This is a genomic window from Streptococcus sp. CF10-1 (assembly GCF_024295825.1).
Lineage (GTDB): Bacteria > Bacillota > Bacilli > Lactobacillales > Streptococcaceae > Streptococcus.
Window position 1 is genome coordinate 62,884 of record NZ_JANCPQ010000007.1, and the last position, 16,795, is coordinate 79,678.

Annotated in this window: 18 protein-coding genes and 5 tRNA genes; 6 read left to right on the forward strand and 17 right to left on the reverse strand. The window is 39.0% G+C overall.

Annotation, left to right across the window (positions count from 1 at the left end; all coding sequences use genetic code 11):
• Positions 1-46 precede the first annotated feature (46 nt).
• Positions 47-1,189 (reverse strand): tRNA guanosine(34) transglycosylase Tgt, encoded by a 1,143-nt coding sequence (tgt, locus tag NMM25_RS09190; protein WP_254736673.1) that lies wholly within the window; start codon positions 1,187-1,189, stop codon positions 47-49.
• 116 nt (positions 1,190-1,305) lie between these two features.
• On the opposite strand from tgt, the gene NMM25_RS09195 reads away from it, so the two are divergent.
• Positions 1,306-2,163 carry a DUF975 family protein gene (locus NMM25_RS09195; RefSeq protein WP_254736674.1) on the forward strand — a complete coding sequence of 286 codons (858 nt, stop codon included), beginning with the start codon at positions 1,306-1,308 and terminating at the stop codon, positions 2,161-2,163.
• Positions 2,164-2,203: 40 nt separating this feature from the next.
• Here NMM25_RS09195 and NMM25_RS09200 read toward each other — a convergent pair whose 3' ends face one another.
• The 11 genes from NMM25_RS09200 to NMM25_RS09250 form a co-directional block, all read right to left on the reverse strand.
• Positions 2,204-2,566: a DUF1304 domain-containing protein gene (locus NMM25_RS09200; protein ID WP_254736675.1), complete on the reverse strand. Its 363-nt coding sequence runs from the start codon at positions 2,564-2,566 to the stop codon at positions 2,204-2,206.
• A gap of 10 nt (positions 2,567-2,576) precedes the next feature.
• Positions 2,577-3,002 (reverse strand): MarR family winged helix-turn-helix transcriptional regulator, encoded by a 426-nt coding sequence (locus NMM25_RS09205; protein WP_254736676.1) that lies wholly within the window; start codon positions 3,000-3,002, stop codon positions 2,577-2,579.
• Between the two features lie 197 nt (positions 3,003-3,199).
• A complete protein-coding gene (locus NMM25_RS09210) occupies positions 3,200-4,318 on the reverse strand; it encodes a LysM domain-containing protein (RefSeq protein WP_254736677.1) in 1,119 nt (372 codons plus the stop codon).
• A 129-nt stretch (positions 4,319-4,447) separates the two neighbouring features.
• Positions 4,448-5,104 (reverse strand): HAD family hydrolase, encoded by a 657-nt coding sequence (locus NMM25_RS09215; RefSeq protein WP_254736678.1) that lies wholly within the window; start codon positions 5,102-5,104, stop codon positions 4,448-4,450.
• Between the two features lie 3 nt (positions 5,105-5,107).
• Positions 5,108-6,388 (reverse strand): MATE family efflux transporter, encoded by a 1,281-nt coding sequence (locus NMM25_RS09220; RefSeq protein ID WP_254736679.1) that lies wholly within the window; start codon positions 6,386-6,388, stop codon positions 5,108-5,110.
• Between the two features lie 60 nt (positions 6,389-6,448).
• Positions 6,449-7,933, reverse strand: coding sequence for a threonine synthase (gene thrC, locus NMM25_RS09225; RefSeq protein WP_254736680.1), 1,485 nt, complete (start codon positions 7,931-7,933; stop codon positions 6,449-6,451).
• 75 nt (positions 7,934-8,008) lie between these two features.
• A complete protein-coding gene (locus NMM25_RS09230) occupies positions 8,009-9,286 on the reverse strand; it encodes a gamma-glutamylcysteine synthetase (RefSeq protein WP_254736681.1) in 1,278 nt (425 codons plus the stop codon).
• Between the two features lie 629 nt (positions 9,287-9,915).
• Positions 9,916-10,488 (reverse strand): HD domain-containing protein, encoded by a 573-nt coding sequence (locus NMM25_RS09235; RefSeq protein WP_254736682.1) that lies wholly within the window; start codon positions 10,486-10,488, stop codon positions 9,916-9,918.
• Positions 10,489-10,568: 80 nt separating this feature from the next.
• Positions 10,569-11,093, reverse strand: a complete 525-nt coding sequence (locus NMM25_RS09240; protein WP_254736683.1) for a DUF1697 domain-containing protein — start codon at positions 11,091-11,093, stop codon at positions 10,569-10,571.
• Position 11,094: 1 nt separating this feature from the next.
• Complete coding sequence (locus NMM25_RS09245; RefSeq protein WP_254736689.1) at positions 11,095-11,730, reverse strand: DJ-1/PfpI family protein; 636 nt, start codon at positions 11,728-11,730, stop codon at positions 11,095-11,097.
• A 289-nt stretch (positions 11,731-12,019) separates the two neighbouring features.
• The gene (locus tag NMM25_RS09250) at positions 12,020-12,475 is read right to left on the reverse strand and encodes a helix-turn-helix domain-containing protein (RefSeq protein WP_254736684.1); all 456 of its coding nucleotides are present in this window, start codon (positions 12,473-12,475) and stop codon (positions 12,020-12,022) included.
• Positions 12,476-12,796: 321 nt separating this feature from the next.
• Between NMM25_RS09250 and NMM25_RS09255 the strand changes: the two genes are divergently transcribed.
• Genes NMM25_RS09255 through NMM25_RS09275 form a run of 5 tightly spaced genes read left to right on the forward strand, consistent with a single transcriptional unit; the run spans position 12,797 to position 16,287 of the window.
• Complete coding sequence (locus NMM25_RS09255) at positions 12,797-13,270, forward strand: hypothetical protein (protein ID WP_003009653.1); 474 nt, start codon at positions 12,797-12,799, stop codon at positions 13,268-13,270.
• 40 nt (positions 13,271-13,310) lie between these two features.
• Positions 13,311-14,507: a replication initiation factor domain-containing protein gene (locus tag NMM25_RS09260; protein WP_254736685.1), complete on the forward strand. Its 1,197-nt coding sequence runs from the start codon at positions 13,311-13,313 to the stop codon at positions 14,505-14,507.
• Between the two features lie 2 nt (positions 14,508-14,509).
• Positions 14,510-14,896, forward strand: coding sequence for a hypothetical protein (locus NMM25_RS09265; protein WP_254736686.1), 387 nt, complete (start codon positions 14,510-14,512; stop codon positions 14,894-14,896).
• Between the two features lie 59 nt (positions 14,897-14,955).
• On the forward strand, positions 14,956-15,150 hold the full coding sequence (locus NMM25_RS09270; RefSeq protein WP_254726546.1) for a DUF3173 domain-containing protein: 195 nt from the start codon (positions 14,956-14,958) through the stop codon (positions 15,148-15,150).
• 3 nt (positions 15,151-15,153) lie between these two features.
• Complete coding sequence (locus tag NMM25_RS09275) at positions 15,154-16,287, forward strand: site-specific integrase (RefSeq protein ID WP_254736687.1); 1,134 nt, start codon at positions 15,154-15,156, stop codon at positions 16,285-16,287.
• Between the two features lie 74 nt (positions 16,288-16,361).
• Here NMM25_RS09275 and NMM25_RS09280 read toward each other — a convergent pair.
• The 5 genes from NMM25_RS09280 to NMM25_RS09300 form a co-directional block, all read right to left on the reverse strand.
• A tRNA-Leu gene (locus tag NMM25_RS09280) sits at positions 16,362-16,445 on the reverse strand.
• A gap of 9 nt (positions 16,446-16,454) precedes the next feature.
• A tRNA-Gln gene (locus tag NMM25_RS09285) sits at positions 16,455-16,526 on the reverse strand.
• Positions 16,527-16,539: 13 nt separating this feature from the next.
• A tRNA-His gene (locus NMM25_RS09290) sits at positions 16,540-16,612 on the reverse strand.
• 14 nt (positions 16,613-16,626) lie between these two features.
• Positions 16,627-16,697: transfer RNA gene (locus tag NMM25_RS09295), tRNA-Trp, on the reverse strand.
• An 11-nt stretch (positions 16,698-16,708) separates the two neighbouring features.
• A tRNA-Tyr gene (locus NMM25_RS09300) sits at positions 16,709-16,789 on the reverse strand.
• Between the last annotated feature and the right edge of the window lie 6 nt (positions 16,790-16,795).

A 16,795-nucleotide genomic window follows, 5' to 3' on the forward strand; every position in this document is an offset into this window, starting at 1 on the left:
AAATCCTAAGAGAAAACTTAGGATTTTGGCATTCTATTTTTACACTTTAAAAATTGCGCCCTGACTTGTTGTAGCCATATTTTTCTACAAAATACTCACGGAATTCCAAGAGATTGTCATCCATGATGGCTTGGCGGACCTGCTTCATCAGATTGAGCAAGAAGTAGAGATTGTGATAGCTAGTCAAGCGGATACCAAAGGTTTCATCAGCCTTGAGCAGATGACGAAGATAAGCGCGTGTGTAGTTCTTACATGTGTAGCAATCACACTCAGGATCCAGTGGCGTAAAGTCCTCAACGAATTGGGCATTTTTGACAACCAAACGTCCCTGACTGGTCATACAAGTTCCGTTACGAGCGATACGAGTCGGTAAGACACAGTCAAACATATCCACGCCACGAATAACTCCATCGATCAAGCTATCTGGCGCTCCCACACCCATCAAATAGCGAGGTTTGTTTTCAGGTAGCAGTTGAGTTGTGAAGTCCAAGACGGCATTCATTTCTTCGTGCGTTTCTCCCACAGCCAAACCACCGATAGAGTAGCCTGGGAAATCCATGCTGACAAGATCATGCGCTGATTGGCGGCGCAAATCTTCAAATCCCGCTCCCTGTACAATCCCAAACAAACCTTGGTCATGTGGGCGACGGTGAGCCTTCAAACCACGCTCAGCCCAACGGCTAGTACGCTCGATTGATTTCTTAACGTAGTCATAGGGTTGGTAAAACTGGGGACATTCATCAAAAGACATCATGATGTCGGAGCCTAGATTGTTCTGAATAGAGATGGCTTTCTCTGGTGATAGGAACATCTTGGAGCCATTGAGATGGTTTTTAAAGGTTACTCCTTCTTCGGTGATATTTCGGCTATCAGCTAGGGAATAAACCTGGAAGCCACCACTATCCGTCAAGATTGGTTGGTCCCAATTCATGAACTTGTGGAGACCACCTGCGCGTGCGATGAGTTCATCTCCAGGACGAAGCCAGAGATGATAGGTATTAGAGAGGATAATCCCTGATCCCATCTCCTTCAACTCCTCTGGTGACTGGGTCTTGACAGTAGCTTGGGTCCCAACTGGCATAAACATAGGCGTTGGAAAGGTACCGTGCGGGGTGATAATTTCTCCCAGACGAGCTCCCGTGTGTTTTTCTTTCTTAATCAAACGGTATTTGATTGGTGAATCTGACATTTTCTACCTCCGAAGCTGGGAAAGACAGTCCCAGTTCATACTTTATGCCCAAAGGCATACTGTATGATTTTATCAAAAAAACCAAGAACTGTCACGAACTATGGTATAATGAGAGAATGAAATACCCAAAAATTGATTTAAAAACCATTCGTCTGCAGACGAGGCAATTTCAGGCTGAAAATTCCCGCCTCTTTCTCGTCTATCTCTTACCTAGCATACTGGTCATCTTATCAGGCTTTCTCAACCCCTTGGCTCGTCTCCAAGAAAGTGTTTTAGAGCAATCCTTTTTCAGCATGCTGGCACAAGTGCTCCAAGCCTATCTCTTCCCGCTAGTTGTTTCTTTTGTGAGCACGATTTTTCTAGCAGGTGCTGCCTTTGCGACACTCCGACTCCTCAAGGATCCTGATACAGAACTCTCAGTAAAATCAAGTCTAGCCCTCTTTGCTGAAGAGCGCTTCTCGCAAACCTTCCTCACTCTGCTCCTCAAACGTTTCTACCTCTTTTTATGGAGCATTCCAAACTTAGTAGGCGTTTATTTTCTCTTTTATAGCAATCTCTTAGCTCGGAGATTTGTCGCCCTACATCCTGAATTTCCAAAATTAGACCTCTCATCCGTTGAAACGGAGCAATTCCTCATGACCTTTGGCCTCTACTTTTTCGCGAGCCTCATCTTGATGATTGTGGGCAATCTCCTCTACGTACCGCAACATTATGCCTACTCGCAGGTAGAATTCCTCCTCTGCGACACTCTGGATTTAGGACAGGCTAAACCCCGTCAAATCCTGAAAACTAGCCGTTTCTTGATGAAAGGTTACAAATTCCAGCGCTTTGTCCTCGACCTACAACTACTCCCTTGGTACTTCCTCAACTGGATCACCTTTGGAATTGCTAGCTTTTCACTCCTTCCCTATATCCAGAACAATCACATCTTCTTTTACAGAGCCCTACTAGCCCGTAAACGTCGAAATGGATAAGAGTCTACAAAAACCAGCGTCGTTCAGGACGCTGGTTTTCTTATTTCAAAAGCAACATACTCAGCAGAGTCAAAATAGCAGGCCCACCTTGCTTCAGAATAATCTTCTTGTCTGCTGTCAGAGAACCGTAGGTCGCTGCACCAAGCACAAATAAAACAAAGATGGTCACAATTTCCAAGCTTTGCGAAAAATAAATCCCGTACAAGAGAAAGACACCTATCAAAGCATTATAAATTCCTTGATTTTTAAATAATGAACTCACTGAAGAACGAGCCAGTTCTTCCTTATCCACATTAAACACTCGACTAGTAGTATCTGATTGCGTAGCCACACTTTCCAAATAAAAAATGTAAAAATGTTCCAAAGCAACGATAGTTGCTAAAATAATTGTAAAAATAGACATATTCTTCTCCTTAAATTTTTATCTCTTCTAAGCCAGATATCAACTTTTCTAACAAGCGACTGAACTCTTCTCGCTCTCCTTTTGTAAGTACACTCTCCATCTGATTTTTTACGTTTATATGTTGTTGAGGAGAGTTGGTTACTAGTTGTTCTCTCGCAAAGTCTGTGACTTCCACCAAAACTTCCCTCTGGTTTTCAGGATTCCGACGTCGATTAACCAAACCTTCCTTTTCCAAAATTTTAAAGTGCCGTGTCAAGGCAGCCTGATCAATCTTCAATCTCTCCTGAACTGCTATTTGATTACACGGTGACTGATCGATTAAGAAACATAAGATTTGATAACGAGTCAGACTAATTCCCAATTGACGTTCGAATAGTTGTGTCATAGACTGATCTGCTAATCGTAGTTGATACAGTAAATCATGGATTGCTACCATAAATCTTTCTCCTTTAAAGTTGATTCATCAATGATTGACTTATCAAGTATAATGCGATCCAAAAAATAAATCAAGTAATATGCTTACATTCTCTTGAAATATTACTCACTTCCTCATATTTATCCCTTTTATCCTGAAGAATTTACACACAAAAAAGAAGCGGGAACTCAATCAGTTCCCAACTTCCATTTTAATGATTAGTTCATTGAAACGTGAACGTGGTCATAGTGGTTTTCGGTTACGCTACCACGGTCTGGCATTGGATTCCACGTATAGGCTGGTCCATATTTACTATCATATGGAGCGTAGAAACGTTGTTTCCAGATGATATAGTTGATACCACGGCTAGCCATATTTTTGACTGCATATTCTGCGATTTGATCACCAAGTGCTGAACTCACTGGAACCATAAAGTCGATGGCCAAACCTTTCCCATGGTCGCCACTGTCTCCAGGACGGTAACCACTAAAGGATGTGATGCCAAACAAGTTGGCGATTTCTTCCTTAAAGGCTGCCGTTTGCGGTTGAAGACCAGCATTCTCAGACTTAGCTACAGCAAGTCCTGCATAGTCAGGAGCCGCTGGAGCTGAATATGTTCTTGAAGGAGTTTGGCTTTGCTCTGCTTGATAAGTCGAAGTTGCAGTGTCAGAAGTTGCTGTTGATGCTGCTGTTTCTTCTGCTGCACTTGTTCCTGTTGTATCAGCAGGCGTTTCAGTTGCTGGAGCAGCTGCTACTGGTGCTTCCGCTGGAGTCGTTTCAGCTGTTTCTTCAGCTACAGGTGTTTCTGTAGATGGTGTCTCTTCAGCAACTGTCGCTGTCTCAGAAACTTCTGAACTTGGCGCTACTTCTGCTGGTTTTTCAGTCTCTGTTGCAGTTGGAGCTTCCTCAATTGGTTGAGAAAGGTCTTCTACTTGAACTGTTTGTTCATCAACTGTCACTTGATTTGTCGTCAAATCAGCTGTCGCAGTCGTCACTTCTTCACTAGCATCTGCTTGAGGAGCTTGGATTTCAACTTCCGTTACCTCTTCTGCCTCATTGACAGTTGTAGTGAGGACAGTATCTGGGAAAATCAAGTCCATATTAGTGATTTTGTTCAAATTAGCAAGAACCGTCACATCTACCCCCAAAGCTTCTGCAATCGTGCTCAGGGTATCACCATACTGAACTGTATAGCTATTTTTGTTCTCGTTTTTCGTCACATCATTTTGGATTTGCTCAACGCTACGTGCTGTCCAAGAGATTTCTTGAGCTTTAGCTCCTAATGCGGGAGCAAGAGACAGGGCTACAGTTGAGGCTAAAATAATTTTTTTCTTCATTCGTTCATATTCCTTTCAAATGAGTACCTGTCTATCATAACACAAAAAAAGCAGAAAAAAAGCCCTTTCGGGCCTATTTAACAGAACTGTCTATTCCTTGTAACAAACTCGATTACTTGAAATAGTTTGTTAGGTTTCTGTCACAAAACTGACACAATCTTCTCGTTCCCAATCCTCAGAAATATGAGGAACATCTGCCAGTGTTTGAATCCTCTGATTTCCTGCATAAGACGACTCTAAAAAGTTGATGCTTTGAATACCGCTATTCTGGGCAAATTCCACATCCAAAGTCCGGTCCCCTATATAATAGGTAGCCCTAGGATCCAACTCATACTTGTCTAGCAGATAGGCCGCCGCTTGTGGACTTGGCTTCCGCTCAAAACCGCTCTGACTGGTTAAAATCTCTTTGAAATAGGATTCCAACCCCAAGTCTCTGAAAATGGTAAAAGCATTGTCCCCCTTATGAGTATAGACAAACTGCTGAATCCCTGCTTCGTCTGCCCAAGCCAACACTTCACGCGCACCTGGCATCAAAACTATCTGGGCATTTTTCTCAGACAGGCTCTGGGCACGCACCTGGTTGAGCACTTCCGCATCCAGGTTTCTCTCTTCTGCCACCTGCTCCAGCAAATCCTGCACAGAAAACTTGAGGATAAACTCTCTCACTTTCTCCTTATCATAAGGAATAGAAAACTGAGCAAAGGTCTCCTTAATCCCTGACAAAATCGCTTCGTAAGAGTCCAATAAAGTCCCGTCTAAATCCCAAATAAAAGCTGTTTTTTGCATCTCCTATCCTTTCAAGCTCATATAACGCTGGTAACGGTAACGTAGAAATAACCAGCGAAAACCATTATCCAAGAGAGTCCCTGCCCAAATACCAGGCAAGCCCCAACCAAGAACAATACCCATCAGATAAGCTGTCCCTATACGGATACACCACATCCCAATACTTGTCGCATAAAAGGGGAGGCGAGTATTTCCCAAACCCTGCCAAACTGCCGTATAAATAACTGTCCCTGTCGCCATGGGGGTTCCTAGTAGAGAGAACAGTGCCACCAAAACGCTCGCTTCAACCGCTACAGGATCGGTCGTATAGAGATGAGTCAATGGTGTCCCCAAGGCATAGATACTGAGAGTTAAGGGCAACATGAGAAGCAGGGAAAGCCAAAAGGTTTGCTTGCTCAAATCATCTACTCTTTCCCAGTTATCCTCTCCAACTGCTCGAGCTACCTGCATGACCGTCGCCGTAGCGACGCCAAAGGCAGGCATATAGTTAAACTGGGTCAAGACTTCTCCGACTGCATTCCCCGCTACTGCCTCCGTCCCAAATGAAACAACCAAGGCAATAATCACTACATCTCCAGCCCGCATCATGAGACGTTCTCCTGCTGCTGGCAATGCCAAGGTCAGTAAGTCTTTATCGAGTCCAAAAGTCGGTTTCTCAAAAGGCAGCTTTAATTGCGACCACAAAATCACAAGACCGACTAAGCGAGACAAGATAGTCCCCCAAGCAACACCCGCTATGCCCATATCAAGGACAAAAATAGCTAGACTTGAAAAAAGAATATTCAAGGCATTGGATAAAAGACTAACATAGAGAGGTAGACGCGGATTATGCGTTGCACGAATCAAGGCACCTAGACTGGTCATCAAGCCCAAGAGAACAATTGATCCGCCTACCAAAGATAGGTAGAGTCCACCACTCTCGGCCACATCCTGCTCAGTTCCCAAGAGCCCTATCATCTCTTGCCCAGCAAAGAGCGATAAGGCGCCTAAAAGTGCACTCAGCAATAGGGTTATCTTGAGAGCCTCTGTCACGTGATAAGCCAACTTGGACTGATCTTTCTGCCCCAAACTTTTTGAAATAACGCTGGAAATAGCAGCTCCTAGAGCGATAAAAATCGCCTGATAAATCGTGATAATATTGCCAGCCACTGAAACACCTGAAATGGCGATTAAGCCCAAGTGAGCGACCAAGTAACTGTCCACCATTCCCATGAGCATCTGCAAAAAGTTTTCACCCATAGCTGGCAATGCAATATTAAGAATGTCTTTATTTTTCTTAAACAATCTCTCCTCCTGATGAAAAGAAACTCAGTTGGTTTCCCAACCGAGTTTACTCCCTCTGTCTTAAAGTCCTAGATAAGCCTCCACCGCTGCTTGCATGTCTGCAGCTGCCACTGTTGTTTTATGACGAACTGGAGCCGTTTCAAGGCCATCCACTGCTGGTGGCACTGCCACTCCTGAAATGTCATGCAATTGAGCCAAGGCTTCAAAGTCAGTCAAGCCTGCTTTTCCTGTTACCGCTTCTACGGCAACCACTGGGAACTTGTAAGGACTAGCTGTTGAAGCAATCACTGTCTTAGTCGCATCGCCAGTAGCCGCTTGGTATTTTCTATAAACAGCTGAGGCAACCGCCGTATGTGGATCCTCGATATAGGCATCTGTATCATAAACACGTTTAATTTCTGCCGCAGTTTCTTCCTCAGTCGCATATTCAGCTGCAAAGAGTTCCAGAATCGCTGCATCAAAGTCTGTCAATTCATATTGTCCTTGTGTACTCAAGGCATTCATGAGTTCAGCTGTCTTAACCGCATCATTCCCCAAAAGATGGAAAATCAAACGCTCCAAGTTTGAAGATACTAAGATATCCATAGATGGACTAGTCGTTACTTTAAACTCACGTTTCTTGTCGTAAACACCAGTTTTAAAGAAGTCAGTTAAAACATTATTGTCATTTGAAGCACAGATCAATTTGCCAACTGGCAGACCAATTTGTTTAGCATAAAAGGCAGCCAAGATATTTCCAAAGTTTCCTGTTGGTACTGTGAAGTTGACCTTTTCACCAGCCACAATCTCACCAGACTTGACCAACTGAGCGTAAGCATAGACATAATAAACAATCTGTGGTACCAAACGACCAATGTTCATAGAGTTAGCTGATGAAAATTGCAGTTTATTGGCAGCCAACTTTTCACGAAGAGCTACATCGTTGAACATGTGCTTCACATTGGTTTGCGCATCATCAAAGTTTCCATCGATAGCGATAACATGAGTATTGTCGCCAGTCTGAGTAGTCATTTGCAACTCTTGTACCTTGCTGACACCATCCTTTGGATAAAAAACGATGATCTCAGTACCAGGCACATCCGCAAACCCTGCCATAGCCGCTTTCCCAGTATCACCAGATGTCGCTGTCAAAATGACGATTTTGTTCTCCAAACCATGCTTTTTAGCCGCTGTCGTCATAAAGTATGGCAAGATAGACAAGGCCATATCTTTAAAGGCAATCGTTGAACCATGGAACAATTCCAAGTTGTATTGCCCATCCAGTTTCACCAAGGGCGCAATAGCTGGAGTATCAAACTTGCTATCGTAGGCATTGTTGATACAGTAGTCCAACTCCTCAGCCGTAAAGTCATCTAAAAATGCTGATAAAACTAATTTAGCCACTTCTTGGTAAGAAGCATCTTTTAATGTGTCAAAGTCCAAATCAACCTTTGGATAAGAAAGCGGTGTAAACAAACCACCATCCGTCGCCAATCCTTGCAAAATAGCTTGGCTGGCAGTTACTGTATTATTGGCATCACGCGTTGATTGATAAACTAATGTCATGAATCTCTATCCTTTATCTATAGTCTCTTCCATTATATCACGATTTTTCAGAAAATTCTCCCTTTATAAGAGAAATTATAATCCCAATTCTTTCTTCAAAGGCTCTAAATAAACCATTTCTTGCTTATCTCTTTTCTCCAGTCCTTCCTCAGCTAGGGTGAGTAAATCTTTAGAAAACTCGAGAACCGCAGCTTCTTCTTCATCTGTGAGTTGTTTTTTAGAAAATTGTCGTCTTAAAAGCTTATAATCACGACCAGCTGTGGTAAAAAATGGAGCCGTTCGCAAGTAAGCTTCAAGCTTGTCTAAATGAACCAACAAGCCCAAGTGAAAGGCAGCAGAAGCAAAAGTCCTATCAAGCGGCTGAGTACACACACTGCGAAACTCAACTGTTCCTCGAGTCGTTAAGTCTTGGTACTGGTAACTACGATGAGTTTGGAAATCTTCCTCCTGAGGATGAATTAACACCTCATCCCCATTAAGGGTAAATGCTTGGATTTCAGGTGTAGCCAAATAGTCCCTAGCCTGAATCGGATAAAAATAATAGGTCTGCCCATCACGCTCCGCAGTAAAAATCGCAGAATGATTTAGATAGTCAAAAAAATCATCCTCGTCTTTGAAGAGTCTGGCATTGACGCCTACATTCTCTGGATAGATACCATGCATGGATTCTTCCCAAAAAATATCCCTTGAAATCTTAGTATCCCAATCTTCCCCTGAAAACTCAGAATTGGCAAATAAAAAGGCTTTTGCTGCTTCAATTTGAGTAAAAGCATTGATAACACGCAGGTAGTTGGACCTTGAAATGTCTAGTTGAACCTGACTCCCACAGATAAAGGCTCCATACTCAGGGAAATGATGTAAATCTGATTTAGTTACATTTCTACTCAAATTCAGATAATCCATCAACATCTGATAACGGGGATAAGCCACTGGACAATTCTCATTTTTATCCCAGTTGGGATGAATGCCGCAGCCAACAATAGCATGATTAGCTTCACCCAATTTATTCTGAATCGTAGCCATATAGAAGTTAAAGCGTTCTTCTACCTCTTGGATAGATTCGGCCTTTCCGAATGCAAACTCAATCGTCGTATAAGCAACCTCAAATAAGATCGTATCTTGGCTGACTGGATCAAGCAACTGAATTGGATTACCAAAATCATCCACTTTTTCGATAGTAAAGCCCAGTACTGATGGTAAATACCGAAAGAGATCCTTAACAACTTCACCATCTGTAGCCTTACCCTCTAAATTTACAATAGGATATTCTAACTCAATCCCAATAAATAAATTTGGGTTCTCTTTTATATTCTTTAAGTAACGTTTCTTTAGTAATTCAACAGACCGAGACATTAATCACCAAACTCTTTCATAATCAAAATAAATTGTGAATAAGTAATATTATACCAAAAATACACTAAAAATGACTAGAATAAGAAGAAAAAGATCATTCATCAGTTATCTGTACTTAATCAAAATCTTTACCAAAACAAAAAAACAAGGCCCGAAAGCCTTGTCTTTATTACTATACCGGCGGCCGGGGTCGAACCGGCACGTCCTTGCGGACACTGGATTTTGAGTTCTATGAATACATTTTTAAAATCTTATAACCTTGATTTAATAGGGTTTTAAGCCTTTTGAATCTTGCAAAATAGACTCATTTTTCAAATTTTTGTAACTTTTTGGTAACCCCGTTAAAGACACGGACTCATACCCCAGATAAAGATAATTCAAATTAGATTACGTCTAGATATTTAGTCGCCTTTTGTTTGGTTTAAACCCTTTTAGATTCTTCAAATATCTTGAATGTAGTGTAAGTGATGGCGCTAACGTTCGTTGCCGTTCGGAGGTACCGATAATTGTTCGATTTAGATAAGGATGTCTGAATGCATTGAACAACTTAAAATGGGGTTTTTAATAGTCGATTTAGCATATCTTCCTATCAAATAAGTCTTTTATAAAAGTTAATTTCAATATTTTATTCAGTGCAATTCCTTTTCTAGTTCATTTAGAAAGGTGATTAAAAATTGGTGGCGACTTTCTGCCATTTGTTTGGCAGTCTCCGTGTTCATTTCATCTTTTAAGAGGAGCAACTTGTCATGGAAATGTTGGATGGTATCAGTAAGGGGTCTCTCTTTGTGACCACCATAGGAAAAAGTTCGCGCAATTCCTACAGCTCCTATCGCATCCAGGCGGTCTGCATCCTGGACAATCTTGCTTTCTATGGTTTCTGGATGTTTACCGCGATTTTTGCTGAAAGAAACAGCATTGATAACCTGGCAAATCCGGTCGATTTGGTTTTGAGGAATACAAATCTCTTCTAGAAACGTGCGAGCATTCGCATTATTCTCTGTTTTAAATAATTTATAATCGTCAGCATCGTGAAGAAGAGCTGACAAGCCCACTATCTCCATATCACATGGACCTTCTGCTTGTGCGATTCTCATAGCATTGGTATAGACGCGAAGGGTATGCTCTACATCATGGCCATCCGCTCGTTCAGCAAATAAAGCTTTAACATACTGCTTTGTAGCATGGATTCGTTCTTCTATCATCGTTCTTGTCCTTATCATCTCATAGTCATCAATTTTTGATTTTCCACTTTTATAATATAATTTTATCTGATTCTGTCTGATTAAAACTTTGAAAGTCGGTTAACTACACTCAATTTTCGCATAGTCATCCGAATTCCAAATTTCTTTTCAAGATAATTAGTGTTTAAACGTTTTTTTCGAGCATCACGTGGTAAATATAGGTAACAACACTCGTGACCACCATAGAACTCTTCATCTCCAAAATTCTCTCTACTAAGTTCTGTTAGAGTACTTTCGGGAATCTCTTCGTTAGTAAAAACTAGATGAATACGAGAACTATCATAAGTATCATCAAATGGGTTTTCTTGAATAGCAATCTCTAATTGATTAATTTCTTTGATAATTATTGATAAATCAGCTCCAATTTTATCCAAAATCGTATCATGAACTAACTTTCTGATTTCTTCGTCAGATAACTCTGATTCTAACAGTATATTCCCACTCTGAATATATGTTTGAACATTTAAAAAATCAACTTCTGTTAGGATTTCTACTAAATAAGACATTTTGGGAATTCTATTGGTACCTGTTGGTGTTACTCCGCGAAGGAGAATAATCTTTTTCATACTAATGTCCTTGTGCATCTTTTTCTAAAGAGTTCATCATTTCAAAATAATAATGAGCATCCCCCGTTGAAAAATAATTAAACCATGCTTCTACTGTATATTTTGAATATAGGCCTAACTCCTCGACAATGAGCTTAGTCCATGATAAAGATCCGGCTGAGCTAGCGGTAATAAGCTTTCCATCTTGAACTGCAATCTCATCTTTATAATAATCCTGCCCTCGATAATGTTGGCTCATCTGGGTTAAAAAGAATGAAGCATTACTTGTATGATATCGATTATCTAAAATTCCTTTTTCAGCTAATCCCAAAGTAGCGCCACAAATAGCTCCAACTAAAATATTTTCTTGCAATAGTTTAGAGGCTACTTCTAAAACATCATCTTGCTCATTATCCAACCAAGTATCACCTCCAATAAGCACTAGCGCAGCTGCATTTGCAGTATCTAAATCATATAGATTAACATCTGGAACAATTGTCATGCCTCCAGCAGTTTTTATAGACTTTTTCCCTTTAGAAACTGTTACTAATTTTACTTTGGCTTCTCCTAACATTGACTGTAAGCTTAGCGCCTGCATTAAATAGCCGTGTTCGAAATCAGCCATAGTATCTTGAATATACATATAAATATTTTTCATCATTCTTACTCCTCTTTGATAAATGATCGAACTATTAATTGTTTTTATTGTATCATATTTTATGTTTCGCTGTAATACCAATATTTTTTACTTCATCAGTAAAATAGCGATTTTTAAATATTGAACAACCTATGGAGGCTCACCGTAGGTTTGTATTTATGTTATCAACTTCTGCAACATTTCAACTGCTTGTCCTCAATATCACTGTGCTCCCGTTTAAAAGCAGAGTCAAGAATTATGACAAATAGTACCAACATCTAGAATGAATTTAGAACCTAAAAACAAATCATCAATCTGCATTAAAATAATCATGAACCTCTTTAAAAAGGGTATGCAATATTTTTTGCTCTTCTTCATCTAAATTATTTTCAGAAACTAGCTCATCCAAATACTTAGGTAGAGTAGAATGGTTTTTAATTCCATTCATGACAATTGCAAATTTCAGATCATCTAGTTCAGCTTTATTAAACCCTTTTAGCTTCTTCAAATCAATTCTAGTGATTGGAGGTGGGACAACATCTAGAGTACTGTAAATGGTTTTTCCTAATAAGTAATCTGTTGTGGTATCAAATAATTTCGCTAATTTGACAACCGCTTCTAAATTAGGTTCTAAAGTTCCGTTTTCCCAACGAGAATAAGTACCTTGTTGTACATCAATCATCTCAGAAACTTGTACCTGTGTTAACTTCTTACTCTTTCTCAGTTCCCTAAGACGATCTCCAAAAGAATTATTATTATTAAACATTGTATCCTCTTTAATATTCGATTCTGTATATTTTAGCTTGACAAAATATTCTAAACGGTATGAAATAGAATTATTCCATAAGGAATATTTATTTTGAGATTAAATATTCCATTGAGAATATTATAGCATAAAAGGAGGTAAAAGCGTATGTAATTAGTAGTTGATTTAAAAAATTTTAATAAAGGAGGTAAGATTCGACAAAATAAAAAAAATCTTGAAACAAATGTGCCGTTCGTTCCAAGATCAAAACATATTATGTAACAATTATACCACAGAAAACTCCTCAGTTACACAAGAAAATTTCGGAGGTTTCACAAAAAGATGACCAATAAAGAGTTAGTCAATCAAATTTCTGGCCTAAACTCTACCTCTACTCTTAAAAATTGGATTCAACTGATTAAAGAGATAAGTGGCAAGGAATTTAAGAAAATTAAAATTCCTATCAGTAGAAATCCCAGAACTCATCAATTGAGTTATACAGTTGCCTATGATTTTACAGACGAAGACCTTAGACAATTTCAAAAGTTAGCTAACCTAAAACTTGAAATAGGTTTAAAAGAGGCTATACAGAAAGTATTTGGGAGTCTAGCAGACAATGAGCAAGAACTCCTAAACCAAGTAGTAGATGAACTCTATGATGAACTGAGCGCCTTAAAACAGGAATTTAAGCGAGAAATACGACTGATAAAAAATGAGAATGCCAATCTAAAAAAGAAAATCCAAGATATTGAAGAGTCGATGCAAACCGGCTTATTAGGGTTTGTTCAGAAGAGGTCAAAAAATAGGTTCGGCTAATAGCGAGTTTTCGGCTGAGCCATGAGGCAGAAAGCCGAAAATGAGCGTAGATGCGGACGGACCATTTTTGACCGTTAGGGTGTGTAGTAACACCACCCTCTGCAAGTTAGGTGTACCATCGAAAGAATTCAGTATTTCCAAGGGTTTCAGAGATTTTAAGGGTGGCAAAATTAGGCAAAAAGTTGAATCAAAATCTATGGCAAAAAATGAACATTTACGTTCTGTATTTGACTGGATTCAAATTCAGTTTGATAAGACTGAATTTTCGCCAAGAGAAATAATCGAAGACATTCTATTTCTTGACTATGACTTATTTATTGAGAATAAAGGGAGCCTTAAATACTATAACTATGATAGCCAGCTTCATCATGGGAATATCCGTATCTACTATGGAGCGAAAGAGTCGTCCTACATGCTTGTCATGTCAGGACAGGCACTCGAGTTCTTTAGAGATATGGTATTAGATCCAAATAGTCTGTCCGAAAAACAGTTTCTGAACAACCTCTACTACAATTACAATCAATTTTCAGTAAGACGAATTGATATTGCAATAGATGATTTTAATGAAACACCCTATTTCACTCCTAGTCAGCTTCTAAAGATTTGTCAGAAGAAACGCTTTATATATGGAAAAAGCACCTACTACAATACCTACGGAGATGAAACAATCGGCCAAACCTTATATTTGAGAAAACCCAATGATGATGAAAGACTTAGAATTTACGATAAACGCTTAGAACGAGCTGAGAAGCTCGGCATCAGCAAGCGGTATATAGAAAATTGGATAAGAACGGAGTTAGAACTTAGGAAAGAAAAAGCTCACTACTTCATTCAAGAATGGTTGCATTCAGAAATAGATCTTCTCAACTTTACCAAGGGATATCTCAAAGAAAAAGTGAGGTTCTATAGTGATAGTCAATTCTCAAAACCTTTGAGATCTTGGGAAAAGTTTTTAGGTCACTCAAAACCTGTCTCTATCATTATTCCAAAACCAAAAACAGAACTAGAACAAAAATTAGAATGGTTTACCTATAAAGGTTCTGGAGCTATTCTAAAAGCGTATAAATTTCTATACGACAATAACTTACTGCATGAGTATGAGAAGTCTAACTATCTCGCACTCAACAATATGGAATATCCACCAGATTTAGCAAGTGGATTAATAGAACGGGCAATTCTCTTTAAAAGAGAGGATTTAATCCCTACAATCAAAGAAAATATCAAAAGGAGAAATTAACTATGGCAAAAATGCTTTCACAAAATGACTGGAATTTTAATAACATTGGAACAAAATTTGAATTGGATGAAGTTATTCCAAAATTTGAAACGAAAGTCCGAGCAGATGCAAACGGAGAAATTATCAAAAACCGAGATGGTAGCGAAAGACGTTTTAATACCGATAAAATCATTGGTTGGAAATACAATGTAACGATCAAGGATGGACAATTCAAAAAGAAATCAACCCAAGTCTCAGTAGATAATCCAGAAGCTTTAGTCGATAATGACTATATCCAAGCAATGGACGAGGTACCAGTTACATTTGACAATTTACAAGCCACTATGATTAGTTCAACGATGTATTACAAAGCGGATTCTATCCATTTAGTAGATATAAAACAAAAATAAGTATTAGACAAGGGGAGCTAATCCTCCCCTTACTTAATCTAATCAGAAAAGGAGATCACATGATTAAAACTGCAACAAAAGATGACCTTATCGAACTTGGATTTGCTCCAGGAACTGCAAGAAAGATTATCCATACTGGCAAATTACTATTAGTGAATCGTGGTTTTAATATCTACGATAACAAACGGATTGGTACAATTCCAGCCAGTGTCGCTGAAGAACTACTAGGAATTGAACTCCAGAAAGAAGCATAATGAATGACTATTCGTAAAGCTAAAAGTGGTAAATGGACTGTTGATGTTTCTAACGGTTTCCACCCAGTCACACAAAAAAGAATACATATTATTCGTAAAGGATTAAAATCTAAAAAAGAAGCCCTAGAACTTGAACAACATATTAGAGTTGTAGAATTAAAAGAAAAACAATTTGACTTTGTAGTAACAACGGATATGTTATTCGACTTACTTGAAGAAGATGATTTGAAAAATGGCAGAAAAGTAAGCTACACAAGTACACAAAGAAACAATTATGAGCGTCATATTAAGCCATATTTTAAAAATACAAATTTAAATAAATTAACGTATGACCATATATTCGAATTTCGTGAATACCTAAAAACAAAACCTAAAAAACAAAATGAAAATGAAGTTTTAAGCTATAATACAATTAATAAGGTTCTAATTTTACTTAAAAAAATTTTTGATACTGGTATAAGAAAATCCCTCATTGATAAAAATCCTGTTGAGAATCTGAGAAAATTACCAATTAGGAAGCCTAATATCAAATTTTGGAGTATAGAAGAGTTCACGAGATTTAGAGAACTTATTCGAGATGATGAAATAAGCTATGACCTGTTTTTCGTAATTGCTTTCTTTACTGGAATGAGAATGGGAGAAATACTCGCATTAAACTGGAATGATATAAATCTTTTAACAAATACGATTTACGTTACCAAAACGGTATACTTTGTCAATAATACAAGCTACATTAATACAACAAAAACACGATCAGGAACTAGAAATATAACAATAAATCAGAAATTAGCAGAAATGCTAAAAGACTGGAAAGTAAAACAAAAAGAAAAACTTGAGGAATTTACGAAAAATACTGAAGAACTACAAATAATACAGAGTACACCAATAACAATTACAAAAAATATGATTGATAAGAAGTTTAAGCAAATACTAGAAAGGGATAAAGATTTAAAGAAAATAAGAATTCATGATTTGAGACACTCTCATGCATCATTACTTATAAATCAAGGAGAAGATTATCTTGTTGTCAAAGAAAGATTAGGACACGCATCTATTACAACAACAATTGATACTTATTCTCATTTGTACCCTAGCAAACAGAAAACATTGGCTAATAAACTTGATGATTTATTTTAAAATGGAAAAAATTGGTAACTCGACACACAACAAAGAAAAAAAGACAAGGTCCGAAAACCTTGTCTTTATTACTATACCGGCGGCCGGGGTCGAACCGGCACGTCCTTGCGGACACTGGATTTTGAGTCCAGCGCGTCTGCCAATTCCGCCACGCCGGCAAATAGTAACTGGGGTAGCTGGATTCGAACCAACGCATGAGGGAGTCAAAGTCCCTTGCCTTACCGCTTGGCTATACCCCAATAATATAAAATAGGCGAGTGATGGGGATCGAACCCACGCATGCCAGAGCCACAATCTGGTGTGTTAACCACTTCACCACACCCGCCATAATCATATTAACACGGGCAGTAGGAATTGAACCCACACTGAAGGTTTTGGAGACCTTAGTTCTACCTTTAAACTATGCCCGTAACTAAAGTAATGGAAGGGGAGGGATTCGAACCCCCGAACCCGAAGGAGCGGATTTACAGTCCGCCGCGTTTAGCCTCTTCGCTACCCTTCCAAGTTA

Bases quoted from the DNA above. Each gene is read 5' to 3' on its own strand.
- tgt (WP_254736673.1), bottom strand. From the start codon at position 1,189: ATGTCAGATTCACCAATCAAATACCGTTTGATTAAGAAAGAAAAACAC.
- NMM25_RS09195 (WP_254736674.1), top strand. From the start codon at position 1,306: ATGAAATACCCAAAAATTGATTTAAAAACCATTCGTCTGCAGACGAGG.
- NMM25_RS09200 (WP_254736675.1), bottom strand. From the start codon at position 2,566: ATGTCTATTTTTACAATTATTTTAGCAACTATCGTTGCTTTGGAACAT.
- NMM25_RS09205 (WP_254736676.1), bottom strand. From the start codon at position 3,002: ATGGTAGCAATCCATGATTTACTGTATCAACTACGATTAGCAGATCAG.
- NMM25_RS09210 (WP_254736677.1), bottom strand. From the start codon at position 4,318: ATGAAGAAAAAAATTATTTTAGCCTCAACTGTAGCCCTGTCTCTTGCT.
- NMM25_RS09215 (WP_254736678.1), bottom strand. From the start codon at position 5,104: ATGCAAAAAACAGCTTTTATTTGGGATTTAGACGGGACTTTATTGGAC.
- thrC (WP_254736680.1), bottom strand. From the start codon at position 7,933: ATGACATTAGTTTATCAATCAACGCGTGATGCCAATAATACAGTAACT.
- NMM25_RS09230 (WP_254736681.1), bottom strand. From the start codon at position 9,286: ATGTCTCGGTCTGTTGAATTACTAAAGAAACGTTACTTAAAGAATATA.
- NMM25_RS09235 (WP_254736682.1), bottom strand. From the start codon at position 10,488: ATGATAGAAGAACGAATCCATGCTACAAAGCAGTATGTTAAAGCTTTA.
- NMM25_RS09240 (WP_254736683.1), bottom strand. From the start codon at position 11,093: ATGAAAAAGATTATTCTCCTTCGCGGAGTAACACCAACAGGTACCAAT.
- NMM25_RS09245 (WP_254736689.1), bottom strand. From the start codon at position 11,730: ATGAAAAATATTTATATGTATATTCAAGATACTATGGCTGATTTCGAA.
- NMM25_RS09250 (WP_254736684.1), bottom strand. From the start codon at position 12,475: ATGTTTAATAATAATAATTCTTTTGGAGATCGTCTTAGGGAACTGAGA.
- NMM25_RS09255 (WP_003009653.1), top strand. From the start codon at position 12,797: ATGACCAATAAAGAGTTAGTCAATCAAATTTCTGGCCTAAACTCTACC.
- NMM25_RS09260 (WP_254736685.1), top strand. From the start codon at position 13,311: ATGAGCGTAGATGCGGACGGACCATTTTTGACCGTTAGGGTGTGTAGT.
- NMM25_RS09265 (WP_254736686.1), top strand. From the start codon at position 14,510: ATGGCAAAAATGCTTTCACAAAATGACTGGAATTTTAATAACATTGGA.
- NMM25_RS09270 (WP_254726546.1), top strand. From the start codon at position 14,956: ATGATTAAAACTGCAACAAAAGATGACCTTATCGAACTTGGATTTGCT.
- NMM25_RS09275 (WP_254736687.1), top strand. From the start codon at position 15,154: ATGACTATTCGTAAAGCTAAAAGTGGTAAATGGACTGTTGATGTTTCT.